The organism is Vibrio sp. YIC-376 (assembly GCF_052353105.1).
Lineage (GTDB): Bacteria > Pseudomonadota > Gammaproteobacteria > Enterobacterales > Vibrionaceae > Vibrio.
Window position 1 is genome coordinate 87,020 of record NZ_JBBWFK010000004.1, and the last position, 24,563, is coordinate 111,582.

Here is a 24,563-nt window from a genome sequence, read left to right on the forward strand (position 1 = left end):
GCGTCGAAGCCAGATAAAACCTAGGCTGGAGTAGTGTCGAGTACACGTGAAAATGGTGTGGTTTTTCTGCTCTTTACGGGGTTTTATTGCTGAAAAATTAGGTTTGGGTGTGTCATGTTTGACGGGTAAAAAAGAAGCCCCGCGGAGGCGCGGGGCTTGGAAGTGAGTGTGTCTGTCTATCAGGCCAGATAAAACACCGAATCTAACTCAAGCGATTGAGGAGAGTTGTCTGGATTCGTTGCCATAATGTCCTGCATAAAGGACCACCATTTCTGACATGCTTCAGTATTGGCAACTTGCTGCCAGCGCTCCTCACTCTCGATTTCGACATAACCAAACAGCTGATTGGTCGTTTCATGGAGAAAGATAGAGTAATTATGACCACCGTGACTTTTCAGTACATCCACCAATTCTGGCCAGATCTCGTCATGTCGCTTTTTATATTCTGCCTTGCAGCCTTCATTTAACTGCATGACAAAGGCTTTTCGAATGAGATTGTTCACGAGTTGATTCTCCTATGCCTTATCACGCAGCGTGATCCAGATTGTCGCAGTGATAAAGTAAATCACGGTTGGATAAATCGCGAAAGTTTTAAAGGCCTCGAAAGCAACTTGGTAGTCGGCTCCTGCCCCCCATACTTTTAGCGCAGAAAGAACGATGGCCGCCAAAGACGCCAGAGCAATCGCGCCAGATACCTTCTCCAGCATGCTGGTTGGTTTAGCTTCTGTTTGCTGTGCTTCTTCGCGTTTGGCTAGTTCTGAATGATACGCTTCACGTTGTTTAAGCTCTTCATGGTACTCCGCTTCTTGCTGAGTGTAGTCATCTGCAGCGCCCATTGATTTTGCCATCAGGATGTAGATCGCCATAGATAGCAGGTAAGTCGGTACGAATAGGAAGAACAGGTGTAAGACGCCGAGTTGTTCACAGGTAACAGCGAATACGACGCCAATTGCCCAAGTGATAAGTGCTGCTTTGTTTAGATCGTTACCTTGGTACTTAGACCATAGAGGTGTCAGGCCAATTTTCTTAAATACCCAGTGCTCAGAGACGATGATTGCGCCAACCGGTGCAAGTAGCAGACCCATGTAGCCAACAAAGTCTAGCAGACGGGTGAATACGAATGGGAAACAAGCGATAACCGCAGTAACAACACCAACGATCGTCGTGATGTATGCACGTGATTTATTCGGGAAGATACTTTGAATCGCCAAGCCAGCACGATAGATAGTTGGGTTTGAGGTTGTCCAGCCTGCGATAATTACAGCAATAATACCCGTTGAACCAAGCACAGCGTAAGCGATACCGCCTGCGTCTAGGTTAGACATGCTGGTTTGCATCAGCAGCATTGCACCTGCACCCATTACACCAGCACAAATCCAGGCGATGTAGTGGCCGAAGAACATACCAAATGCTGAGAAGTAACCGTATTTTGCGCTCTTTGCAAAACGCAATAGAGCCATATCACCAAGAGAACCGTGCATTGCCAGGTTACATACCCAAGCGAACGCTGCGATTTGCCAGAATGTCATTGAAGGTGAACCATCTGGTGTCTTCCCTGTCCAGATGTATTGATCCGCGAGAGATAGGAACTGGCCAAATCCAGTAAAGGTGTCACCGTTGCCAATGTTGCTCAGTGCAGGAAGGGCTACCATACCGCCAGTCACAAAGATAATCAGTAACCAAGGTGAACAGACGGTTGCGAACTGAGCACATTTTTGAAATCCCAGTACCGCAATTGCAACCACGATAGCACCCACTACAAGTGCAACCGCGACAAACGCTGCACTATCTGGATACCAGTGAGTTTGCGCCGGAATATCAAATAAAATTCGTACTGCAGAGGCTGAAACCGTAATCATCGAACCGCCCAGCGCACAGAACAGCACGGCGTTAACCACGTTATAGACTTTGTTGAAGCCAGGGCCAGCGACTCTGCGCAGATATTCGTAGACAGTTAATCGAGATTGGGTTGCGATAGGAGCGGTGATTAATGCCCAGGTAAGTACCGCCATCAGGTTACCCACCAGCAGGCCCATCAGGATATCAAATGTACTGGCTCCCCATGCGACAAAAGCGGCACCGATAACAAACTCGGTTCCGGCTACGTGTTCGCCGGAATAAGAGCCAAGAAAGTGCCGCCAACCAAGCAGTTTATGTTTGGGCACTCGTTCTTGTTCATATTCATTGAGGGTAACTTCTGTTTCTTGCGTTTCTGTAGAGGTAATAGTTGTAGACATGAGTGTCTCCTTGCTATTTGTAAGCTTTTGTTTCTTATGTCTTTATGTTCATTAATGGAACTTTTTATAGTAATTTTCCCTCTGAAACGCGGGCATTCTCGATGCTGGCGTACTGGGGGATTAGGCTTAGCTTACAAACCTGATAAATTTTAACCTTGGAGAATTAACATCACTGGATAGGTATTTTGGTGAGTTTTTTAAGGTGAGCAACTTTGTCTTCACACTTTTGAAAATATCAATAAAAGAGTGCGCAAAATTGAGATACCCGGCTAAGAAAAGCGCAGTTAAAGCCTCTAAATTTAGGCACGTGAAAGTAGAGGTACAAAATGATCTATCTAAAATCGAGAGAGTTCTTTATGAACTCGTACAGTCCGGTCACCACTGAACTGAGAGCTCCTCAGGAACCTTATCCTGAGCACGCACACTCATTTGAAGAAATTATTATTGTTTCGGAAGGATGTGGTACACATGTAATGAATGATGTGCCTATGAATCTGAGCAAAAATTACGTCTGCTTTGTGAAAAAAGAAGACCGTCATTTATTTGATTCTGTTGATGATTTATATTTGAGTAATATTCTGTTTGAAAAGAATAAACTTCAAGTATGTTCAGAGCTGAAACGCTTTATGCCAAGCGTTTCAGATCAGGATACTGGCTGGTTTATTAATGAAAGTACTGCACAACGTGTTAGTCAGTTAGTTGAACGTTTGCATATTGAGTCACATATCGACAGTGAAGAATCGAGAATTATTGCGCAATTTATTTTCCAGCAAATTATCGTTGAGTTATGGCGTGGGAAAATACAAGACGTCGACATGCTTAATAACAACGATAAAGTGATTTACGCCTTATCACATATTCAAAAAAATTATGCAGGCGTGAATGAGATTGAAGAAGTCGCTGAGGTCGTGAAGCTATCCTCGCGTCAGTTGACGAATAGTATTAAAAAATTAACGGGGATGAACTTTAACCAGTATTTGCATTATACGCGTACCAGTAAAGCATTCTCTGAGATTCTTTATACTGATCAATCTATTACGGATATTGCTTTTGGTGTTGGTTATCAGGACAGTAATTACTTTTCTACCAAGTTTAAGCAAGTATTTAACCAGACGCCAAGAGAGGCGCGAATGAGACATTCTGGCAATTAGCTTTTATATTACCTTTTGATTTTATGTGTAATTTCGTAGGAATGTACGTAAATAAACACAACCCCTTTTGAAAGCATTGTTAGTTGAGTCGAGCATAGTTTTATTAAACAGAATGAAGACAAAGGCCACCGCAGAGTGGCCTTTGTCTTCATATGGATGCAACAATTGGAGTTGTTTTTGAGAGCGTGGTAGCTGTCGTATAAAAACTGAATTGAGCGCCACAAACGGGCGCTCTGGATACTATTTAGTTAAATGACACACTCGACGGATTTGAACAGTTGCCGCTCGACTGGTCACATACTTGGTATGTGTACATACCGTAAGCATCGCTTGCTAGTGTATCTGTGAATTCACCGTCATTACCGGTCGTAGACACAATCACGCCGTTACGGTAAACGTCTACTTTGCGTGTTGATGCATTTGACCACTCCAGGCTCACTTTGTTGCCTTGTCTCGCTGTGTAAGTCGACGTAGCCAGTTCAATGTAAGAAGCCGATTGGGCATCACAGCCATTTTCCAGTAAGTAGTTATGCGCATCGGCAACTTTAACGATACCATAACCGAAGTAGTTATCTCGGCCTGAAGCACCCGCATCAAATGCAGTTTGTTTTAGGGCATCACGGATTTGAGAACCAGTACAGGTTGGGTGATTTGACCAAAGTAACGCTGCCATACCTGCTACGCCAGGAGTTGCCATCGATGTGCCACTCATAAAGCCATAATCAGAGCTGCTAATTTCTACGCTAATGGTTGTTGATGCATGAAGCAGTGCGCGATCTTTTAAGTCAGTACCGACTGCAGGAATTGAGGTTGTGGTTGCTTCACCCAATGTGCCATTCAGCATGCCATCAACATTGTTCACTACTACCGCGCCGATACCGCCTGAAGTTTCACAGTTGAGAACTTTTTCATCAAAGGTAATTTCGCCACGATCCATCAAACAGATCTTACCAGCGGCATTGGTATCAACTTCTTTACCCAGCCCCATGTAATGTACTTCACCAGATACATCACCTTTGCCTGAATAGGTAAAACCAGAGGACGCGACAATCTGCTCACCTGCTGCCAACACAGATGTTGCTGCCATGTCTGCAGGATAAGTTGAAAGTGTGTTTACACCGCCAGCGGTCACCTCAACACAAGTTGAATCAATGATCTCCTGATTGTTTTTGCCTCTCTTACTGTTATACACGATGGTACATTCAGGGAACTGAGAAAACTCAGCGATTTGATCATTGTTGTCGTTTGCACCGATCATCATTACCGATTGGTAACCTGCTGGGTAAGAACGGACGTTATTGCCATCATTGCCTGCCGCAGCGAGAACCAAGCCACCTTCGTTAGTAAAGGCTTTAAACGCATTTTCTTCTGCAGTAGTCGGAGCGCCACCACCTAAGCTCATGTTGATGATGTTAGCGCCAGCGTCTGAACATTTTTCTGCTGCGTACGCGAGGTCAGAAGAGTATCCCCAACCATCGGCGTTAAATACTTTTACGATGTGCATTGGTACGCCCGGTGCCATGCCGATAACACCAAAGCCGTTGTCGGCCGCACCAATAGTACCCGCTACGTGCGTGCCGTGTGGACCGCCGTTCTCATCCCAACTACCAGTTCCAGAGTCGTCGCTACCCGAAATTTTATCCCATTCGAAGTCGTTATTAGAGCGGTCTAAGCCCGAGTCAATAACACAAACCTTAACAGAACTATTTGGCTGATAAGTAAGTTGGTCAGCTTGTGATTGATAAACAGCGTATGGTGTCAGCTGAGTTTCACGCGCGTCACCAATGTCATCGCTGTAGCTCAGTAGTTTTCGCTTCGCATCTTCTTCGATAAGTTGGATATGTGGGTTGTTTAAAAGACCTTTTACTGTATCTAAATCTTTACCTGTGAAGGTCGCTGCAAAAAACTCCTCACCCTCAACATTGATATCTGCACCAAGTTTTTTTGCCAGGTTCTTAACAACGCCTTTGTTTGCGCTGTCAACCTGAATGATGTAACGGTCATCTGCTGCGTGCGCGCTAAAAGACAAGCAAATACCAATTGCAATGAGTGACTTATTTAATATTTTCATAATCATCCCTAAAGATAGTAACGTCCAGTAATCCGCTAAATATTCTATTAGAGCGGAGTGGTGTGTTTCTTTTCTTAATTATTCTGTTCCGGAAGAATAATTAGGTGTTAATTAAAGTGGTTTAGCTTGAAGTTGGTGGCTAAACATCGTTAGCCACCTATTTGCATTTCTGTGGAATTTAATTATCTAAGTGTTCGCAGCGACCAAATTCAGCGCCAGATTTCACTTTATTAATTAACCCGTTAGGGAAGCCAGTTTTCACAGAGGCACCGTTTTCACAAACGTACACGTGAGACATGTCTACGTGGAAAGCAACAGAGTAACCTGTAACACCGCCTGTCATTTTCGAGCCTGCGCCAGAAAGTGACATTGGGTTATCCATGTAGGCGTTTTGAGCTTCTAATACACCTTGTTTCTTGTAGAAATCATCTAATTTCATCCAGCCTAAGCCTTTAATATAGATTGCACCCAAGAATCCAGTGCGGATGTCACCGGCACGGCCTATGATCACCTCGCCATTGTCGCTCATATCAGCAGGCATTAACCCAGTGTACTTACCAATCGCAGCATGAACCCAGTCAACCCCTCGTGTTTCACAGAAGTTACTTCCTAGCATGACTAGTGGTACATCGTTACACCATTCCAGGCCGCCAATATCGGTAAATGCAGCCTCGCCTTCTTTAGTGTGATCCCACAATAGAACGTTACCATTTCTGGTTTGTAACGCGACTTGCTTACCATCGTGGGAAGATGTGTATGCGCCAGTTGCACCAACAGCGTCATAAAGGTTAATCATCTTGCCTTCGTTGACCCATGCAACTGCTTTGTAACCACCAAGTGCACCTAGTACAACTTCGCCGTTACCTGAAACAGAATGTGCACGAGTCCATGCGGTTTTTGACCAATCAACACTGCTGGTATCGAGTTCGCGCATACCTTCTTTAGGCGTCCAGATGAATGGAACGGTATCGCCCGTAAAGTAAGTTGTACACGTGCCATTTCCATCTGCATCTTTGTAGGCTAAGCCAACAACTGTGTTTCCTGATGCATCAATATCCCATCCAGTTGCAGCAGATTTACCTTGTTCACTACTGCCACCGCAAGCATTACCTGTAAGGTCACCAAGCGGCATCACGCCATTTGCGTCCGTCCAGATTACAGGTGCGTTTACGCCATTTCTGTCATGATCCGAGTTAACGAGAAGTTTATTACCATTTGCACTCATTTTGGCTGAGCCAGTACGGAGATAATCCGGAAGAAGCTTAATACCCTTACTTTCATCCCAAACGAAAGGCCTGCTACCTGCCATGCCTATCGAAGACTTACCATTTTTGGCCAGATCACTCAGGTGTGCGAAGATCACTTGTTTGAAGTCCACACCATCTTCGTAGCCATTAAACACTAAGTCAGCCTTTTTGGTTTGACCTGCTTCCGCAACGATAGGTGTTACGTCACAAGGATCATCTGAAACTGGGTTGCTGCTTTCGTTGTCATTCCAGTACTCAGCGACAGAAAGTATCTCGGAAGTTGCCGTTGGGTAGCCTCCATTGTTAATTTCTTCAGTGTACAGTACGTAGCTTTGACCAGGAGTAAGACCGTTGATTTTAAAGTAGCCATCAGGGCCAACTTTACCTTGTGTCAAGTTCCCGGATTGAGCTGATACCGCATCAAAGAGAGGGTTATCGATATTACGCGCGATAATATTTACGCCACTGTATTCTGTCGTGCCATCTTTTAGGCGAAGCGTACCTTCAATTGAACCATACTGGCTCAGATACTCTTGCGTCGGGTAAAGGTTAGAAATAGCAACGCGGTCATCTGTTACGTTAACTGTGCTTTGTGCTACCGCACCTGCACCATGGTGACCAATGAACGGGTACATAGTTTCGATGATTTCTGGGTCTGCGCGGTTAACCTCGCCTAAATACCAGCTACCAGTGTCATGTGCGTGAACCGCTTCTACATCACACCCTTTTACGCCAGGAAATTTTGGTGACGATGGATTACTGCTGTAGCCAATGTGACCGTTGGTTTGAGAGTGAGAAAGGTTGATCGCATGCCCCAGTTCATGAGTAAACACGCCTGCAATTTGATTACCTTCGGTATCATTTACATACACGTTCCAGCCATTGATTACCGCTGTCGCTTCGATAATTATGTTGTCGCCGTCTGCAATCTCAGGGAAGGCAATGCCCAATACCGCTGTCTTAGGTACACCAAAAACGTTTTCCAGAATGCTACCGTCAGTATCGTACAGTACCCAAAAACCGTAGCCATTCTGTTGGGTATAAAATTGAAGCGCGTTTGAACCGTTTACGTCAGCGACGCCTGTTTGTTCTTCAATTGTGCCCGCAACGTCTGCTCTAAATGTCGAAGTTTCAACATTATTCCATTGGTCGAAAGCGAACTGCGTGATTTCCTGAGCACGCTCAGTCGATAAGAACACTGAGCCATCATAGTCATAAGTAAATGCGTCACCGCCATCGACGTAAACAGGAATAGAGCCTTTGGAAGTATCCCATAGGAAAGGCGTTGGATTACCATCTTCAGTCGTGTATAGCGGACCACCAGCTTGCACGGCATTAGCAGCGAGTAGAGTTGCAATCGCAATTGTTAGTGTGCTGTGTTTCATTATTTCATCTTCCCATTGCTGATCCATTGCTCTGACACCGCTTTACCCAACAGGCTCATGAAAGCTGTTGCGTTGTAAGCGCCTTCGGTATTCACCATTTGTTGCTCGGCTGGAGCAAGAGCGCCTTCGGCAAACTCTAGGTTTTCGAAGATACCTTGGTTATCAAACTCGTTGACCACTTTGCCACCTCGGATAACGAATTTACCATTCGCCATGCCAGCAGTTGTGCGTAGGCCTGTCAGTGACGCTGCTTTGTGCATAAACACAACAACAACTTCATCTTGATTCCAGTGCGGGAAACCTTCAGGAGCAATAGCTAGCATCTGGTTGCCATTCGGTAGAGTGCGAGGTTTTAGCAGGCCAAACTGGCGAAACGTGTATTCAGAACCTTCAGCATGGTTCCCCATCGCTGCGTCGCCAACTTTGATAGTGACTTCTGTGTAAGGAAAGCCTTGTTCAGAAATGCCATCAGTGACGCTTTGAACCTGACCCGAAATAATACTTTCAGAATCAGCGATGAGTTGTTTGAGGTTTTGTGGTTGGAGTTTGGCGGCTTGTGCGACGGGCGCAAGCAGCATAAACGCTGACAGCAGCGCAGCCATCTTTGATCTGAGTTTCATTAGTTATCCTTGACTTTATATTTTTCAGCAATTTATTCAGGTAGATCCTCTACCATCGAATAAAAATAACTAATGGCTTTACATTGCGATATCAGGGAATCCCTGATTTTTAAAGCTGACTTTTCGTCAGGAAATTATTTTCAATTCACTGATAAAGAAAAGGAATTGGGGGTATTTCGGGCTACATATACGTCTTTAGCCGTTATATGCTTGTTTTTGAAAGGGATAACGTTTATGGTGAGTTTTGTTGTTATTTTTCATTATTTTTTGAGCTATAGAGTTCTTACTCAATCACTCAGTCATTTTTTGGTTGACCTTGCTTCCAGAAAATAACGTCGCCACCTAAAATTAAAATGCTATAAATATCTACACCCCCATTGTTTATTAGTCTAAATTACTAAACTTACATCGTATTTTAAAATAGTAAATCAAAAATCAAACGTCCATCCATACATTTAGCTGAACTTCTGCTCTAGTCTCTTATATTTATTTAAGTTGATATAAAAAAACAATAATGTTATTCAGATGTTAACAAATGTATTAAAGGACTAATACATCACTGTTTTAATGTACTTAAAATTTGCAAGTGTACTAGCACACTAGTTTAATGGGGTGTTCGGTAAATTGCTATTAAATGGTTCTATAAATCGGGGTAAGAGCCACATGGATTGTGCAAAACTAGAAGATCCGTATAAATGGATACGGTTTCTCAATGAAAAATTACAAATTAGCAAGGAAGAAGAGAGAGCAAGTATATCCAGAGAGTTGCATGATGATCTTGGACAGGTACTAACTGCAATACAAATCAACTTACAGCTGCATAAAAAAGAACATTGCAATAATAGCTGTAGAGTCGATGATTCTATTTCATTGATTGAGGATGTTATAGAGAAAGTGCGACATAAATCGGCTGAGCTGAGACCTGGGATTATCAGTGAGGTGTGTTTTATTAACGCAATAAAACGTCTTTTGGAAAAAATGTCTTCGACATTAAACAATGAAATAAAATTTACATTTAAAGAAAAATTTCCAGATGTGAGTCAACAATTAAAAACGGACCTATTCAGAATAATTCAGGAAGCCGTAAATAACGTCATCCGCCATGCGAATGCGAGTTCTATCTTAGTTCATCTAGATTTTAATAAAGATACAATCACAGTTGAAATCTCTGATGATGGTATAGGGTTTGAAATAAATAAAATAAAACGCAAAGTTAATACTCACCTACATCTAGGCTTGCTAGGTATAGAGGAGAGAGCGATGCGTCATAACGGCAAACTCTATATTAAATCAGAGATTAATACCGGTACCAGAATTTTGGTTGAATTGAAATATGATATATAAAAGCAAAATATTTATTGTTGACGATCATGATATAGTCAGAGCAGGGATCTGCAGTATATTAAAAAAACTGCCGAGTATTGAAGTTGTTGGGGAGAGTGACTCTGGTTTAAATTTGATACCTAACCTGAAAAAATTAAAACCAGATTTACTTATTCTGGATATTTCAATTAAAGGAATCAATGGAATAGAGATAGTGAGTATTATCAGAAAGCATAAGATACCTGTTAATATTTTGATGCTCTCTATGCATAAAAATATTGAATACGTTGCAAGGTGCTTAAGAAATGGTGCACAAGGGTATTTGCTTAAAGACTCAGCTGTGGAAGAACTGGAACTGGCGATCGCTTCTGTTATGAGTGGTGGAAGTTACATTAGCCAGAAGCTCGATAAGTCTATGCTCAAAGATTTGTTGAACAAAAGAGAAGATGCGGTACCTCTGGACTTATTAACCAGCAGACAAAGGCAGATTCTTCAGTTAATCGTCGAGGGTTACTCAACAAACAAAATAGCAGATGATACTTGCATCAGTATCAAAACGGTTGAAACTCATAGATCAAATATTATGAAGAAGTTAAATATCTCTGATATCCCTAATCTTGTTAGGTTTGCTATAGAGAATAAGTTGTTAGTTACAACGACTTAAGTGCTTTTTTCTTGTAAGCTACCATGTTAGAAACAGGCTTCATGTTTACAGGGTTGGAAATGGCATCAGCACTTTAGGGGTGAGGGAAAAGTTGATTTCACTTTGATTTTGAAACAGACAACAACGAAAAGAGGCAACTGATATCGACATAGCCAGTTATCGGATCATGAGGCCTTCAGTACCTCTTTTAGTTCAGTTGGCACAAAACTATAATTAAAAAACCAAAAGGGAGATAACTCAGAGAGTTATCTCCCTTTCTAATGGATACTAATCAGTATTGCCGTGCCATAAAAATAAAGAAGCTAAAAGCCCAGTAAATGCCCATAAAGCCATGATTTTAAATGCTATTTTATAGTCTTTACTCTTGTTATCTTAATCAGCAAACTCACCTTTTTCGGATAAGCTTGATATCTAAGGTAACTGATTTAGCTGAAATTTGGTTCCTGATCGTTTTTAGAATCTTCAAAGAGTACATTTCTCTTAAGGTGAATTAAGTTCCAATAACTAAAGTCAAGATGCGTTTTGCTAAATAATGGATCTTCGATTAATGCCCATGCCCTAATTGATTGGTTTGTTATTAATTATTTGGTATTAATTGAAGGTGATTCCATTAATACTTATTGGAATAACTCTACTCTTTATCACAAATTTTAAAATTTCACCGAGATGCAAAAAATTGCACCTTGGGGGAAATAAATCCAAATATAGACATCATATTATTGATTCGCCTTATGGTTAGATATCATGGAGAACGTTTTATTAATTAATTTCAATGTTCATTCTTCTATTTATTGATATGGATAAATATTAAAGGATTTAAAATGAAAGAGAAGTTTTTCAATTCGAAACTGAAGCGGTATAGTGGCATTCCATCTTTATTGAGTCGGTTTATGGTAATTGGGCTGTCTGTTGTAAGCCTGGCTGCATGTGATGACTCCGATACTTATGAACTGACGGTTCCGACATCAGAATATGGACAGGTTAGTATTACTCCACAGAGTTCTGAATATAGTATCGGAACCGAAGTCACTTTAACCGCTACCGCAGAAAGTGGTTATGTGTTTACTGGTTGGAGTGGCGATAGTACGAGCTTGGACGCGAGTATTACTCTGGTTATGGATGAGGATAAAACGGTAGAGGCCACGTTTGAGCGAGGCGTTATCATTGAATTAGCTGACAGTGAGAATGGTCAATACACGGTAGAGCCTCAAATTACTTCGGGGACAACGGTTCCTTTTGGCACTGAATTTACTATTACTGCGGTGCCTGACGATGGTTATGTGTTGGATTCTACTTACAAAATGTTGTGGGTTTATGAGCCTGGCTGGAGTGATTACGTGGATGAATCATTTAGTTCACCACATACCATTCAAACTGATGCAAATGATGCTCACTTTAAAATCTTTGGTGGCGAACTGGATAAATACGTCATTGGTGCGGGTTTTATTGCCGAAGATACTTGGGGAGATTTGCAAGAAACACTGAATGTGGTTTATGCAACACCAGGTAGTAAGCCTCTAAAATATGATATTTATGCGCCACCAGGTGCGATTGATTTACCAATTGTCATTATTGTGCATGGCGGTGGATGGAGCTTGAATTCGGAAGACATTATGCGTGGCCAGGCAAGATATATCGCGCAAACCGGGCGATATATCGTCGCGAGTATCGATTATCGTCTATTGGTCGACTTGGATAGTCCGGCACCTACCAAAGCGGATATGATCGATGATGTATATGGTGCAATTGCTCATGTACAGGAGAATGCAGTGGTTTACGGTGGCGATCCACAACGCATTATTATTACAGGGGACAGCGCTGGCGGTCACCTTAGTGCTTCAGCGGCGTTATTAACTCGTTATATTGGTGACGAAGGGTATACAGGAGAAATCGGTACATCCCATTTTATGCCTAGTTATATTCCATCTAGTATGTCTGTTGATGATGTTCGAAGTTCTATTCAGTCTTCCCTTATCGCTGTGGCTCCAAGTTACGGTGCATTTATTAGCACTGATGGGCTAGGGGAGATGGATCCAGCTGTTGAACCAATGAGCAATATACCTTTGGCTAGCGAGTGGGTATTACCGCCTCATTATCTACAAGTGGGTACTGATGATACGACGGTAGGCCCTGAAGGAGTAAGGCAATATGCGGCTGCACTTCAGGCTGCTGGTCAGCAAGTTCAATTTGTAGAATACCCTGGAGTAGGGCATGCGTATTTTGACTGGAAACCGGAAGAAAGTGTCCTGGAAACATTTAATACTGTAGGTAAGCCGGCTCTGGATCAGATGATCGACTTTTTTGATGCAGTCGTTACTTCTACCGACACGCAACCGTAACTTTTATTAATGAAGCAAAAAAGCAAAAGGGTGATAACTCTATGAGCTATTGCCCTTTTCAAACGTTTCAAGTTGAGCTAAATCACCGAATCCAACCACACTAAAATCATTTCAGCGTATAGGGTGATCAGCCCAATCACTAATCCTATTGCCCCAACCAGCAGAATCAGAAGGCTCATTTGTCACCTCCACGTTGCTGGCGATGCCAATGCACGACGTAAGCCAGAGAGGCGGTAACCCCCGCGAGTAACAGGGTAGGAATCCAGAGCCATCCGCTGCCGTCTCTCGCCAGTAATTCGTAAAGCATTAAGACAACAAACAGGCCAGCTAACAACAGTGGTGTATATCCCTCGTCCTTAACTTTGTACATAGGTGCTCCTCAAGTTCGCATTGCTGTTGATTATTGTTGTTAACCAGCAACCGGATCTCGGTTTTGGCAATATGGCCGTACCGATGTTTGAACTACTTATGAGTATAGATATGACAGGCTTTTATGACAGGACTGAAACAATAACAGCGGGCTTTGTTTAGCTCGCTGTTATGATCGATGGCAGTGATAGTGATGATACTACTGTTTGTGATGTTTCATCAGCCAGCGGTAGACATCTGTATTACCGTAAGCCGTCACCCAAGACGAAGCGTGGCCTCCACCTTCAATCTCGGTATAGCGGAGAGTCGAGGTTGAGCCTCCCGAGCGGATAATGGCATCGACCATTTGGCGTGAATAATCGACACTGGTGACCTCATCGGCACTGCCATGAAACACCCAGGTCGGAATCTGATTGATGGTCTTGGCCTGCTTAGGATCTGCGCTGCCGGCAATGGGTAATGCAGCTGCGAACAGCTCTGGGCGCTGCATCATGGCGTTCCATACTCCTTGCCCACCGCGAGACAGTCCGGTGATATAAATTCGGGACGGGTCAATATCTGGATTTTCGATGATCATTTCATCGACCAGATGCAGCAGTGCGGTCATCGATGGTGTCGAGAGTGTCTTTTTATAGTTGTAAGGATCGAGAGTGGTGCTGGCCCAGCGCATCGGGCCCGGGGTTTGTGGTGCCAGTACGTAAGCCGCTTGAATGGCCTGATTCTCCTCGCTGGCAAAATATTGTGGCCCCCAGTTGGTGCCCTGATACATTTGCGCCTGATTATCGGTACCGGCTTCACCGCTACCATGCAGATGAATGATCAGCGGTAACTGGCCATTTTGCTGCGGCGAATATAATTGGTAAGGAAGGGTGAACTGGCCATCGTCATACTGTTCAGCTTGCCAGGCTGCAAAAGCCGGACTCACGCTTAGTATGGTGATAGCTACTGACAGAAAAGATTTCAACATTTAGACCTCGATTGTGTAGTTATAATGTAACCGGTATCATAATGGTGTAATTGCGCCAAAGTCCTTGATAGCTTTCACAAATGTCCGTAATGTTTTTAGGGAATATTGTATCTGCATTCCAAATGTCAACATGCCATAAGTTACCGAATATCGTTTTCTTTTACAGATAAAGCGGGTTGGGGTTGGCTGGTGTTGATACATAAGAAAAAAGAGCTTCAGCTTGTACCTGACGCAATTAAAGAAGCGCTGGAGTTCTTAGAGATCGAGAGCTTTGAAAAGGTATCTCGATTGGGAGGAGGCTTTGAATCTTCGCAAGATTCGGAGCTTGCTGCAACTGTTCACTGGTTCCGTAAGCATGAGCAAGCAAATAGCACTGGACAGGTTATTTAAGATACAAAAAAGGCCACCCGAAGGTGGCCTTTTCCAAACGTTTGGTGGAGCTGGCGGGAGTTGAAATGGTTTCTCAATTTTCATAAATTCAGTAGCTTATATCGATGTTACCAATTTGGTGTTGCATCAAATGTTACATCAATTTCCTGCTTAAAAAGGAACTGAACCCGCGTCCATTTATTCCTAAATCGTATCCGCCCCATGAACCCACGGGGCGATATTACTAATGTTTGAAGTTCCAAGGTAAGAGCGCATCGATATCGGGTTCAGCTTTCGCCAACTCTTTCATACACTTGACCATGTAGTCATAGAGAATTAGACCGTTAGCTTTCGCAGTCTCGATGATGCTGTAAAGCATCGCGCTCGCATCAGCACCATTGGGTGTATTGGAGAATAACCAATTTTTTCTGCCAATCACTAGCGGCTTAATTGCGCGTTCAGCACGATTATTGTCTATCGATAAGTGACCGTCATCGATATAGCGGATGAGCTTCGGCCATTGGCCGAGCGTGTATTTTATCGCTTTACCCAGTGGGCTAGACTCTATCACTTGTTGAGTCGTCATCCACTCGTACAACTCACCCAGTATTGGCTTAGCATGCTGTTGACGTTCTGCTTTTCGTGTCTCGGCAGACGCCCCTTTTAAGCGGGATTCTATCCCATAGAGCTTCTGGATTTTGGCCAGCGCCTTATCTGCTTTGCCTGACCTACCTTTACCTTGAAGCTTCTTGGCATCCATGAATTTACGCCGTGCATGCGCCATGCAGCCAACATTGGTTACCTGGTGAAGACCATCATAGGCACCATAGCCATCAGTTTGCAGATAACCACTGTAATCCCCTAAGAAGGCAACAGGGCATGCCCTCGCGCGACTGTTTTGATAGTCGTACAAGGCGATATTTTTCACATTGGGGAGTGCGGCATCTGGCGAGTCTGCACCCGAGCAGTAGAGCCACATGTAACATTGTTTATCTTCCTTGAGGACATTGAGCGGCGTTTCATCCGCCTGAACCACTACTTGCTCTAGCAGGTGCGCTTTCAAGGCTGCGTAAAGTGGATCGAACTTCTCACTGACTTGGATAATCCACCTTGCCATGGTGGTTCGTGATAGTTCGATACCCGATTGGGTAAACAACGACTCTTGGCGGTAAAGTGGCATCGCGTATTGGTATTTGCCAAGGATAATATTGGCCAGCAGGCTTTCTGTCGCGAAGCTTTTAGGGATGATGCACTGCGGCGCTGGCTTTTGAACGATGTGGCTGTTGTCTTCGGTCTTTTCGCACTGGCGGCAAGCATACTTAGGACGAACATATTCCAGCACTTTGAGCACGGCTGGTGAGAACTCCAGTTTCTCGCTGCGGTCTTCACCGATTTTATGAAGGGTATGATTGCAGCATGAGCACTGCTTTTCATGGTCGTCTAAATCGAGTTCGATTACCTCACGAGGCAAGGTCTTTGGAAGAGGCTTGCGTTTACCACGCTTCTTCGTTGTGGTAGTCGTCGTGACCTCAACCTCTTCTTCCTTAGCGGCCTCACATTCCACTTCGTTGAAGAGGTCACCTTGAGATTCATCGTAAGGCTTTAACGCCTCCGAACGTTTAGCGAACTGGCGGTCGAAGGCAAGCTTGAGCTGTTCAAGTAGCGACTGGCGCTCTTGTTTCCATTGGCTTTCTGACGCCATCAGCGATTTCACCATCGCTTGTAGCTCGGCAACATCTTGGCTTTCTGGGTTGATATTTGGCGTCTTTTTCATGGCATTTATTATACTAAAACCATGCCGTTAACGCTTGGTGGATAAGGCTTTATTATCGCTTAAGTCATTGTAAAATCGTTTATTCGAACGGGTTTGTGGCCGATAATCGTGAAGCCAGAAAGCAGTCTATCAAGCTCGAATTGAGTCAGGGTAAACACCTCATTTTTCTCTTTTGATGGCCATTTGTACTTGGCTTTTTCAAGGCGCTTGTACCAAAGAGCAAAGCCTGTTTTATCCCAGTACAATACCTTGATTTTGTCGCGCTGTTTATTGGTGAACAGGAACAGTGCGCCACTTCCTAAAGGTAAGTCGGTGTCACTTTCGATAACCGCAGCAAGACCATTGATCGACTTTCTAAAATCGACACTCTCACGATACAGATAAATCTCTGGGGCGCTGAGCATACGTTTCATGATAGCGCACCGATAAGCTCTGCGAGATAGGCCGCTGGCGTGCCTTGCGGAATGCTCAGTTCAACATCATTGACGAGCAGTGTCATGTTAGCCGTTGTTATTTGAGCTTGATACTTCGTTGTCTTTTCGATGACTTCAGCTCTAACGAAACCTTGAGGGACCTGAGTTTGGTTGAGTTGCTGACGTTTAGCATAAAACGTCGAAGGATTTATCTCCTTGAGCTTACAAAAGGCGAGTGTTGACAACGAACTCGATTCAGACTGCTCGATAAGCGTTTGCCATTCTTGGTTGGTGCGTCGTTTTGCCATTTCAATTCTCCTTATGGATGGAGAATTGATCTTATTATTCGTGCTAGGTGATTAGAATGCGGGGTTTATGACGCGCTTACCCTAAATCATTTAAAAATACTAGCTTGTTATAGCAATTCAATCTAAATAAATAGGGCTGATACTGAGCATTTTACCCATCCTCACCATCCATTAATAGCGATTTTAACGCATCGGGAGAAGAAGGGAGTAGTCCGACCTTTAAGCCAAATGGTTTGAATACCTTGTTGAGAATCTCTGTATTGTAGCTGCCCCGATCATTCTCTATATCTGAGAGTGTTTTTCTTGAAACACCGACGAGTTTTGCGAACACATCCTGTTTGAGTCCCAGTATATTAATACGTAAATATTTCAACGCTTGACCTTGCGTAAGTTTACCAAGCAAGAGTTGCTTGATGGTTTTGTTTGCCTCGGTTTTGCGTTCTGATGGACGAGCGGAGGGGGCGATTTTTGAGACTCTCTGATTTATTGAAGTTTTGGGCGATGTATTAACGACATGTTTTTCTGATATCTCGTGAGGTGCATCTCGATTGGCCCTTAAACGAGCTATGACCTCTTCTACAGACTCTCTTTTTTCTGGAGCACTTTTATTCACAGCTGCCTCGCTTCATCAGATCCTCTAAAGCTTATGAATTAGTTATTAATAATATGAGCAAAATATTACTCATATCATTGATTTTTAGATGTTAATGAGTATTTTCTTACTCACTTAGCTATTATCTAGATCTCTGAGGTGATCAAGTAAGTATTCTGTGTAGTAAAGCGGCATCACGATGTGCTCTTTCTCTGTTGCTGGAGAGCCTTGAGTACCTGTAAGTTTGATTGTCTTGTGGGGCTTGCACTTCTCGATGTAGGATTGCAATGATTTCGCACGGGTTCGCTTACCACTCTTTACTTCTACAGGCACAATTCGACCTAGGTCATCAGCGATAATGAACTCTATCTCTGCTCTTGCGTCTCCCCAAGAGAAGCTTGGTTCAATACCTAGCGCAGCGATTTCCTGTTGAACATAGTTTTCGGCAACATATCCCTTGTATTCATAGCCTTGCTGTTTGATTTCACGGTAACCAGTGCCGAGCATATGGTTCAATAGCCCTACATCAAAGAGAAATAGTTTAACCGTATTTTCCTTCTGATAAGCAGCTAAAGGAGAACGAGGCTGTCCTTCAATAGGATGGTTTTTTAAAGCAAGCCGACACTTGTGAAGCCATGTGATCGCACTTTCATATTCAGCATAGCGAGACTTGCGTTCGTGAACTCCCTTGAATTTAAATCGTTTAACGGAGTCGTCGAATACCGAAGATAGTTGAGCGGGAATGCTTCGAAATACAGATTCGATTAGCTGTGCATCAACTTTTCCAGAGTACTTTCCGAAATCACGCATGTAGCCCTCAATTAAGTTCCTATGGACTTCAGATACGGCTTCAATGCGTTCAATAATACTGAGTTCTGAGTTTTCGAACCATGAGTTTACGGCTTCAGGCATGCCGCCAACAAAATAATAGTCGGTCAGTAGTTCGATTAATTTTGTATGAGCCGCTGAAGAATTCAGCTTTTGGTCAAACGCTTTTTGCAGTGCTTTTTCTCCAGATGCCCACAAGAATTCCCTGAAAGTCAGTGGCCTTAAATTGTGCTGCTCAACTTTTCCAACGGGAAAGGACGTGAGCAATCCGATATTTGAACCACTGGCAGCAACATAAGCTTTGGGAGCCTTTTCTGCAAAGTACTTAAGAGAGGTGACCGCTCTTGGACATTCACCAATTTCATCTAAAATGAGAAGATCTGTCGATGGTTCGAAGATTTCTCCTGTTAAGAGTTCAATGTTGGTGATGATGTCATCGGGGTTTAGAGAGCCTGAAAAAGCTTCAATTAACTCAGGGCTTTCTAGGAAATCGATTCTTATGACATTTTCGAATGTACTTCCTAATAGTTCCTGTAATAGGAATGTTTTACCAGTTTGTCTAGCACCGTCAATCAGCAAGGGCTTCCTTGTCGGCTTGTCTTTCCAGGTGAGTAGGTTTTCAAGTAGTGTTCGTTTCATCTAGCCACCTCAGTTAAAGTGCTTATCTGGTTGACTGTTTATTACATAAAAATGCGCAATAAAATGCAAGTTATAACATTTTTTAGCGCAAAAAAAAGATGTTTACAACACTTTTGTGCGCGTAAAAGTGTTTTTAGGTGATTTTATGCGAATGATAGTGTTGGGGCCGTGAGGGGAGGGTTACAGGTTTCTTGACTTGCTTGATTACGATATCTCTAACAAGCCTGACAAGCTAGTTGAAGTAACTGAAGTCCATAAAAAAGAGCTGGAAGAGATCATTGGTGACTATCAAGTTGATCTCGAAGGTAAGTATTAAAAACAATCTTCACTTGAACCTGCACAGCATAAAGCTGTGCTATGTAAGCGGCATGCGCCGCAGTAACGAGTGATGGACATTATTCAAATTTGTTTCTCGTAATAGTTCCTTGTCCCCGAAGAACCTCGAAATCTAGGAATGAAGCAGTAGGGTGATAATTCATGGATTGCTAATTCTACAATGGCGCTAGCAAACTTTTTCCAACCCGTGCCCGTGACTGTATTTACACGGTTACTAGATCCTGATTTGAGTAAAACGATAGAGTAGCGACTTATTATAAAAAATATTTATCGTATAAATAAATAACTATTATTTACCACCCCCTTGAAGTTGTTTTCTTCGACCCTATCTATTTTATCGAAAGCGAGTAAGTCGCTTCTTATTCAATAAATTATCTTCAACTGTCTTTTATTTTTGTACTAGGTAGGAGGCACCTTAATATGAAAATTCGTCCTTTAAATGACAAGCTACTTGTTGAACGACAAGAGGTGGAAAACAAGTCTGAAGGTGGAATTGTACTCACTTCCCAATCGGTAAGAAAATCTAACCGAGGTAAAGTTGTTGCGGTGGGTTTTGGTAAACGTCTTGAAAATGGTGATCGCGCGACGATGGAAGTTAAAGTTGGCGACGATATCATTTTCAATGATGGGTACAGTGTAAAAACCGAAAAAATTGACGGCACAGAATATCTAATTCTGTCTGAATCTGATGTTCTAGCAATTGTAGAGTAATGAAAAGTAGTTTTTGAGGAGATAAATCATGGCTGCAAAGGAAGTATTATTTGCTAATGACGCACGTCAAAAAATGCTTAAAGGTGTCAACCTCTTAGCGGACGCGGTAAAAGTTACGCTCGGCCCTAAAGGTCGTAATGTTGTTTTGGATAAATCGTTTGGTGCACCAATTATCACCAAAGATGGCGTTTCGGTTGCCAAAGAGATCGAACTCAAAGACAAGTTCGAGAACATGGGTGCTCAGATGGTTAAGCAAGTCGCATCGAAAGCCAACGATGAAGCTGGTGACGGTACAACCACAGCGACAGTTCTTGCGCAAGCATTTATAAATGAGGGTCTTAAAGCGGTAGCTTCGGGTATGAACCCGATGGACTTGAAACGAGGCATTGATAAAGCAAGTGAAGCGGCAGTGGCAAAGCTGCGTGAAATGTCTAAACCATGTAGTGACAAAGAATCAATTACTCAAGTAGGCAGCATCTCAGCTAACAGTGATCGTGCTATTGGTGAAATCATTGCCGAAGCGATGGAAAGAGTTGGGCGCAATGGGGTGATTACCGTTGAAGAAGGCCAAGGTTTAGACAATGAATTGTCAGTGGTTGAAGGTATGCAATTTGACCGTGGCTACTTGTCACCTTACTTTATTACAAATCAGGATAATGGCACTGTTGAGCTAGATAATCCGTACATTTTGTTGGTCGATAAAAAGGTTAGCAGCATCCGTGAACTATTACCTGTTTTAGAGGCTGTTGCACAAGCTTCACGCTCGCTATTGATTATTGCTGAAGATATTGAAGGCGAAGCACTTGCCACATTGGTAGTGAATAATATGCGTGGTATCGTCCGCGCCTCTGCTGTAAAAGCCCCTGGTTTTGGTGACAACCGTAAAGCGATGATGGAAGATATTGCAGTATTGACAGCAGGTACCGTCATCTCTGAAGAGATTGGCCTAGAACTAGAGAAAACGACACTTGAGCAGTTAGGTAGTGCGAAGAAAGTTACTATTTCGAAAGATACCACCACCATTGTTGGTGGTGCATCTGACAGTGGCGCTATTGCCGATCGTGTTGCATTGATTGAAAAGCAGATTGAGTCCACCACATCTCAATACGACAGAGATAAACTTCAGCAACGCATTGCTAAGCTTTCTGGTGGTGTAGCGGTGATTAAAATCGGCGCAGCAACAGAAGTAGAGATGAAGGAGAAGAAAGATCGTGTTGATGATGCATTGCATGCTACTCGTGCTGCCGTTGAAGAGGGGATTGTAGCTGGAGGTGGTGTTGCACTAACCAAGATTGCCAAAGAGTTGGCCGATCTACAAGGTGACAATGATGATCAAAATATGGGGATTCGTGTTGCAATTCGCGCAATGGAAGAGCCACTGCGTCAAATTGCCCTCAATGCAGGTGATGAGGCATCAGTGGTTGCCAATGCTGTCAAAGCTGGCAATACCGATTACGGCTACAACGCAGCGACTGGTGAGTACGGCAACATGATAGAAATGGGTATACTAGACCCAGCGAAAGTAACCCGCTCAGCGTTACAATTCGCAGCATCGGTCGCAGGTCTGATGATCACTACAGAAGCTATGGTCTCGGACTTTGTTGAAGAAAAGAATCTAGATGGATAATTACTAGAAGATACATTCGTTCAACGTGAACAACTTAGCGGGCACTGCGGTGCCCGCTATCAAATCAATGTGAGGTAAGTGTAATGAACTGTTTATCCTAGCTTCATTTCTCTGTGTTCGAGTCCAAAAAAATCAAGCATCTTCAATATGGCCTAAAGCGTTTTATTTTCCCTCATTTAACTTTGGGGCAGAGTTTTCTGTAACAGAAGTACTGCCCAAAAGGCCTGCATTTTTCTCCCAACTCCTACGCTCGCTATAAGTGTAGTGGAATGCTGTTCACTTTTATGTGTTGTTCAAATCTAATGAACGCAATAAATTAATGAACAAAAATGGTTGGTAGGAGAAAGCCAAAGGCTTTCATAAATCAACTGGGACATTTTCCTTTAAAGGTAGTATGCCTTGATCTTCAAGCCTCCTGACTTGAGTGGGATAGAGCCTTTTGGGTTGCAAATGAAAGTGGTTTTACCAGCAATGATCTTTTCTACGGGATCGTGTTGATGTCCTGCCACCCAATACCTAGCTCTTGAGATCAACTCATTACTCAACCCTGCATGATAATACGGAGCATAATCGCTGCTGGCATTTTGCTCGAAAGCAAAAGCTTCTTTAGATGGAAGGTGGTGAGATATTGCTATATCAACTTTCTCTGGAAAGTTGTTAATGAATGCTTTGTGCTGTTCTTCAATCATTTGATGGCTGATGTACTTTGTATCATTCATCAGTTCTGAGTACGCATCAATCAGCGCAGACGAGTATGTGTGGATAGGAAACCAAAGAGTTCCTCCATAAATACTACATCCATCTAAATTTATTGACTCATTATCCAGAAAAAACAAATTCTTAGTTGCGTCACTATGCACCTTAAGCTTTGCTATTGGGGAGTATCTACTGTCTGTGGAGCTTATTGAATCTTGTTTGTGCAGATAGCCAGAACGGTAAGATTTACTTTTACTGCTGTACCACTCGTGGTTCCCTGCAATGAGGACAACGGCTTTAAAGTAATAGCACAGAACATTTTTTACATACGCAATGCCATTGAGCGCATTGGCGGTGTCACCCGCAATAATCAAAACAGCGTCACTATCGAAGTTATGCCAAAAGCTCCGATGGATACCGTGTAAATCCAAGTGCAAATCAGATACTGCGTAAAATTTCAATTTCTCCACCTGGCTGAGTTTGTAAATGTGGCCATTGCGTACAGTATACCTCCTGCAGATTAAGGGTTAGCTATTTCCATATATGTTGAGGATAAAAAACAGCCAATCTTTACGTTTTAAATCAATTTCATCTCATTATCTGCATTTTTTGAGATGAAATTGATTTAGGTATGCGTGTATTTGTGCCAGAGTCAGAGCACACAAAAGAGGAATTTCATCGGCGATTGGTTGGGAGACGTATTTGCTCCTAATGACACCTTTGCTACTCATTGTGTGGGTTTTGGTTTGCTTATGTAACTTTAACTACTCATTAGTTGTTTTCAGAGTGCTAGTCTTGAGAATCAAAAACTAAGAATAGTATTTGGCTGCGTTCATTTTTTTGGTTTGTTCATAAAAAATGAACAAAAGAATAAAATGAACGCTTGATGTGGTTCTTATCTTGATGAGATCTCGCTAGCGTATAGGTGGCTATGGCATTTAGGACAGATTGGTTTACTAGGTAGCGTAACTTGCCAATGGCATTGACACATGATGCACTCAAATTGAGCTGAACGTTTTGGCACAGGTGCTGGCTGGATAGTTTTCATTGCTGGTTGCCATGAATCGGAACGATTAAGCTTGAAACTCCTCTGGTTGCGATGGCGGTGTTGGTCATTATGAATACTCGGAGTAGGGGGCGGAGTGTACTGAGATGCTTTTAAGGATAATCGCTCAGTCGCTTCTTGCTCCAATTGAGCGTAGCGCGGGTGAAATACCCACACTTTAGATTCGACATCGTGTTGAAGGTAATCTTTTAGTCTGTCTAGTTGCCGAATCCCTGAGACTTTATCACGTGTAAATAGGTGATGTGTATCATCCAGCTTGATTTCGAGTATACCGCATTGCCTGTTATGTGGAGTGAGCAATTCACTTGGTAGTGGACGGTTTGGGTGGGTAAAGTAAATAACAAAGGTGAAATTACCGACTTGGCCCATTACGTCTACAACACATTTCTCAAATGAAGCTTCTTTATCGACGTTATCAAGTAAGATGGTGGATGACTTAGCAACTAAAAAATCTTCTTTGAAGCACTTTCCTTTTGCTTGTTTTGCGAGAGAACTCCTGTACTCAGGAAGCACAATAGATATACCTGTTTCTATCACTTGTCTCGCCATCATGCGCACAGAAACAAAAAAAGAAAAATCACATTCTTTATCAGTTCCTTCAACCTTGCGGCTCGCATGAGCAAAGTGCCATTGCTTTTCTTCACCTTGTCTCGCAATCAGTGGTGTGTGGCAAGAAGGGCATATACAGCCGCAATTTTTCCCTCGCACAACATCTGCGACATCAACGAATGTCTGATCTTGGGTTCTTAAGCCGAAAGGCACATGTTGAAGCATCATCAAAACGTGAATAACTCTCAATTTAGCGACGATATGTACTTATTTTAGGCAAAA

At 43.0% G+C, this 24,563-nt stretch carries 21 protein-coding genes; 7 read left to right on the top strand and 14 right to left on the bottom strand.

The genetic code is table 11. The features are described from left to right. Nucleotides 1-179 precede the first annotated feature (179 nt). Both rhaM and WJM94_RS09390 read right to left on the bottom strand, forming a co-directional pair. Nucleotides 180-503, bottom strand: coding sequence for an L-rhamnose mutarotase (gene rhaM, locus WJM94_RS09385; protein ID WP_444493990.1), 324 nt, complete (start codon nt 501-503; stop codon nt 180-182). 12 nt (nt 504-515) lie between these two features. Next, complete coding sequence (locus tag WJM94_RS09390) at nt 516-2,237, bottom strand: purine-cytosine permease family protein (RefSeq protein ID WP_444493991.1); 1,722 nt, start codon at nt 2,235-2,237, stop codon at nt 516-518. A gap of 326 nt (nt 2,238-2,563) precedes the next feature. Here WJM94_RS09390 and WJM94_RS09395 point away from each other — a divergent pair, with 326 nt between their 5' ends. Next, a complete protein-coding gene (locus WJM94_RS09395; RefSeq protein WP_444493992.1) occupies nt 2,564-3,388 on the top strand; it encodes a helix-turn-helix domain-containing protein in 825 nt (274 codons plus the stop codon). A gap of 244 nt (nt 3,389-3,632) precedes the next feature. On the opposite strand, the gene WJM94_RS09400 is transcribed toward WJM94_RS09395, so the two are convergent. The 3 genes from WJM94_RS09400 to WJM94_RS09410 all read right to left on the bottom strand — a co-directional run bounded on the left by WJM94_RS09400 (nt 3,633) and on the right by WJM94_RS09410 (nt 8,711). Further along, nucleotides 3,633-5,459, bottom strand: a complete 1,827-nt coding sequence (locus tag WJM94_RS09400; protein WP_444493993.1) for a S8 family serine peptidase — start codon at nt 5,457-5,459, stop codon at nt 3,633-3,635. A gap of 178 nt (nt 5,460-5,637) precedes the next feature. Continuing rightward, nucleotides 5,638-8,118 (bottom strand): hypothetical protein, encoded by a 2,481-nt coding sequence (locus WJM94_RS09405; protein ID WP_444493994.1) that lies wholly within the window; start codon nt 8,116-8,118, stop codon nt 5,638-5,640. Further along, a complete protein-coding gene (locus tag WJM94_RS09410) occupies nt 8,091-8,711 on the bottom strand; it encodes a hypothetical protein (protein WP_444493995.1) in 621 nt (206 codons plus the stop codon). Before WJM94_RS09410 ends, WJM94_RS09405 begins: the two co-directional genes overlap by 28 nt. A gap of 663 nt (nt 8,712-9,374) precedes the next feature. On the opposite strand from WJM94_RS09410, the gene WJM94_RS09415 reads away from it, so the two are divergent. The 3 genes from WJM94_RS09415 to WJM94_RS09425 all read left to right on the top strand — a co-directional run bounded on the left by WJM94_RS09415 (nt 9,375) and on the right by WJM94_RS09425 (nt 13,037). After that, a complete protein-coding gene (locus tag WJM94_RS09415) occupies nt 9,375-10,055 on the top strand; it encodes a sensor histidine kinase (protein ID WP_444493996.1) in 681 nt (226 codons plus the stop codon). Continuing rightward, the gene (locus tag WJM94_RS09420) at nt 10,045-10,698 is read left to right on the top strand and encodes a response regulator (RefSeq protein WP_444493997.1); all 654 of its coding nucleotides are present in this window, start codon (nt 10,045-10,047) and stop codon (nt 10,696-10,698) included. Before WJM94_RS09415 ends, WJM94_RS09420 begins: the two co-directional genes overlap by 11 nt. Before the next feature lie 821 nt (nt 10,699-11,519). Further along, entirely contained in the window at nt 11,520-13,037 is a 1,518-nt protein-coding gene (locus tag WJM94_RS09425) for an alpha/beta hydrolase fold domain-containing protein (protein WP_444493998.1), read from the top strand. Between the two features lie 175 nt (nt 13,038-13,212). On the opposite strand, the gene WJM94_RS09430 is transcribed toward WJM94_RS09425, so the two are convergent. Both WJM94_RS09430 and WJM94_RS09435 read right to left on the bottom strand, forming a co-directional pair. Further along, nucleotides 13,213-13,407, bottom strand: coding sequence for a hypothetical protein (locus tag WJM94_RS09430; protein WP_444493999.1), 195 nt, complete (start codon nt 13,405-13,407; stop codon nt 13,213-13,215). 198 nt (nt 13,408-13,605) lie between these two features. Then, nucleotides 13,606-14,373 carry a prolyl oligopeptidase family serine peptidase gene (locus WJM94_RS09435; protein WP_444494000.1) on the bottom strand — a complete coding sequence of 256 codons (768 nt, stop codon included), beginning with the start codon at nt 14,371-14,373 and terminating at the stop codon, nt 13,606-13,608. A gap of 189 nt (nt 14,374-14,562) precedes the next feature. On the opposite strand from WJM94_RS09435, the gene WJM94_RS09440 reads away from it, so the two are divergent. Next, on the top strand, nt 14,563-14,763 hold the full coding sequence (locus tag WJM94_RS09440) for a hypothetical protein (RefSeq protein ID WP_444494001.1): 201 nt from the start codon (nt 14,563-14,565) through the stop codon (nt 14,761-14,763). 223 nt (nt 14,764-14,986) lie between these two features. On the opposite strand, the gene tnpC is transcribed toward WJM94_RS09440, so the two are convergent. From tnpC to WJM94_RS09465, 5 genes are all read right to left on the bottom strand, one after another. Further along, complete coding sequence (gene tnpC / locus WJM94_RS09445; RefSeq protein WP_444494002.1) at nt 14,987-16,516, bottom strand: IS66 family transposase; 1,530 nt, start codon at nt 16,514-16,516, stop codon at nt 14,987-14,989. Nucleotides 16,517-16,575: 59 nt separating this feature from the next. Continuing rightward, entirely contained in the window at nt 16,576-16,929 is a 354-nt protein-coding gene (gene tnpB / locus WJM94_RS09450; protein ID WP_444494003.1) for an IS66 family insertion sequence element accessory protein TnpB, read from the bottom strand. Further along, complete coding sequence (gene tnpA, locus WJM94_RS09455; RefSeq protein WP_444494004.1) at nt 16,926-17,237, bottom strand: IS66 family insertion sequence element accessory protein TnpA; 312 nt, start codon at nt 17,235-17,237, stop codon at nt 16,926-16,928. The genes tnpB and tnpA overlap by 4 nt, the downstream gene beginning before the upstream one ends. Before the next feature lie 151 nt (nt 17,238-17,388). Continuing rightward, nucleotides 17,389-17,850: a helix-turn-helix transcriptional regulator gene (locus tag WJM94_RS09460; protein WP_444494005.1), complete on the bottom strand. Its 462-nt coding sequence runs from the start codon at nt 17,848-17,850 to the stop codon at nt 17,389-17,391. Between the two features lie 114 nt (nt 17,851-17,964). Continuing rightward, the gene (locus WJM94_RS09465; protein ID WP_444494006.1) at nt 17,965-19,296 is read right to left on the bottom strand and encodes an ATP-binding protein; all 1,332 of its coding nucleotides are present in this window, start codon (nt 19,294-19,296) and stop codon (nt 17,965-17,967) included. Nucleotides 19,297-20,052: 756 nt separating this feature from the next. Between WJM94_RS09465 and WJM94_RS09470 the strand changes: the two genes are divergently transcribed. Both WJM94_RS09470 and groL read left to right on the top strand, forming a co-directional pair. Further along, a complete protein-coding gene (locus WJM94_RS09470) occupies nt 20,053-20,343 on the top strand; it encodes a co-chaperone GroES (protein ID WP_444494007.1) in 291 nt (96 codons plus the stop codon). A 28-nt stretch (nt 20,344-20,371) separates the two neighbouring features. Further along, complete coding sequence (groL, locus tag WJM94_RS09475; RefSeq protein WP_444494008.1) at nt 20,372-21,970, top strand: chaperonin GroEL; 1,599 nt, start codon at nt 20,372-20,374, stop codon at nt 21,968-21,970. Nucleotides 21,971-22,353: 383 nt separating this feature from the next. Here groL and WJM94_RS09480 read toward each other — a convergent pair whose 3' ends face one another. Together WJM94_RS09480 and WJM94_RS09485 are read right to left on the bottom strand one after the other, a co-directional pair. Continuing rightward, nucleotides 22,354-23,127 (bottom strand): metallophosphoesterase, encoded by a 774-nt coding sequence (locus WJM94_RS09480; RefSeq protein WP_444494009.1) that lies wholly within the window; start codon nt 23,125-23,127, stop codon nt 22,354-22,356. Nucleotides 23,128-23,561: 434 nt separating this feature from the next. Then, a complete protein-coding gene (locus tag WJM94_RS09485; protein WP_444494010.1) occupies nt 23,562-24,509 on the bottom strand; it encodes a competence protein CoiA family protein in 948 nt (315 codons plus the stop codon). Nucleotides 24,510-24,563 lie beyond the last annotated feature (54 nt).

Bases quoted from the DNA above. Each gene is read 5' to 3' on its own strand.
- WJM94_RS09390 (WP_444493991.1), bottom strand. From the start codon at position 2,237: ATGTCTACAACTATTACCTCTACAGAAACGCAAGAAACAGAAGTTACC.
- WJM94_RS09395 (WP_444493992.1), top strand. From the start codon at position 2,564: ATGATCTATCTAAAATCGAGAGAGTTCTTTATGAACTCGTACAGTCCG.
- WJM94_RS09400 (WP_444493993.1), bottom strand. From the start codon at position 5,459: ATGAAAATATTAAATAAGTCACTCATTGCAATTGGTATTTGCTTGTCT.
- WJM94_RS09405 (WP_444493994.1), bottom strand. From the start codon at position 8,118: ATGGATCAGCAATGGGAAGATGAAATAATGAAACACAGCACACTAACA.
- WJM94_RS09410 (WP_444493995.1), bottom strand. From the start codon at position 8,711: ATGAAACTCAGATCAAAGATGGCTGCGCTGCTGTCAGCGTTTATGCTG.
- WJM94_RS09415 (WP_444493996.1), top strand. From the start codon at position 9,375: ATGGATTGTGCAAAACTAGAAGATCCGTATAAATGGATACGGTTTCTC.
- WJM94_RS09420 (WP_444493997.1), top strand. From the start codon at position 10,045: ATGATATATAAAAGCAAAATATTTATTGTTGACGATCATGATATAGTC.
- WJM94_RS09425 (WP_444493998.1), top strand. From the start codon at position 11,520: ATGAAAGAGAAGTTTTTCAATTCGAAACTGAAGCGGTATAGTGGCATT.
- WJM94_RS09430 (WP_444493999.1), bottom strand. From the start codon at position 13,407: ATGTACAAAGTTAAGGACGAGGGATATACACCACTGTTGTTAGCTGGC.
- WJM94_RS09435 (WP_444494000.1), bottom strand. From the start codon at position 14,373: ATGTTGAAATCTTTTCTGTCAGTAGCTATCACCATACTAAGCGTGAGT.
- tnpC (WP_444494002.1), bottom strand. From the start codon at position 16,516: ATGAAAAAGACGCCAAATATCAACCCAGAAAGCCAAGATGTTGCCGAG.
- tnpB (WP_444494003.1), bottom strand. From the start codon at position 16,929: ATGAAACGTATGCTCAGCGCCCCAGAGATTTATCTGTATCGTGAGAGT.
- tnpA (WP_444494004.1), bottom strand. From the start codon at position 17,237: ATGGCAAAACGACGCACCAACCAAGAATGGCAAACGCTTATCGAGCAG.
- WJM94_RS09465 (WP_444494006.1), bottom strand. From the start codon at position 19,296: ATGAAACGAACACTACTTGAAAACCTACTCACCTGGAAAGACAAGCCG.
- WJM94_RS09470 (WP_444494007.1), top strand. From the start codon at position 20,053: ATGAAAATTCGTCCTTTAAATGACAAGCTACTTGTTGAACGACAAGAG.
- groL (WP_444494008.1), top strand. From the start codon at position 20,372: ATGGCTGCAAAGGAAGTATTATTTGCTAATGACGCACGTCAAAAAATG.
- WJM94_RS09485 (WP_444494010.1), bottom strand. From the start codon at position 24,509: ATGATGCTTCAACATGTGCCTTTCGGCTTAAGAACCCAAGATCAGACA.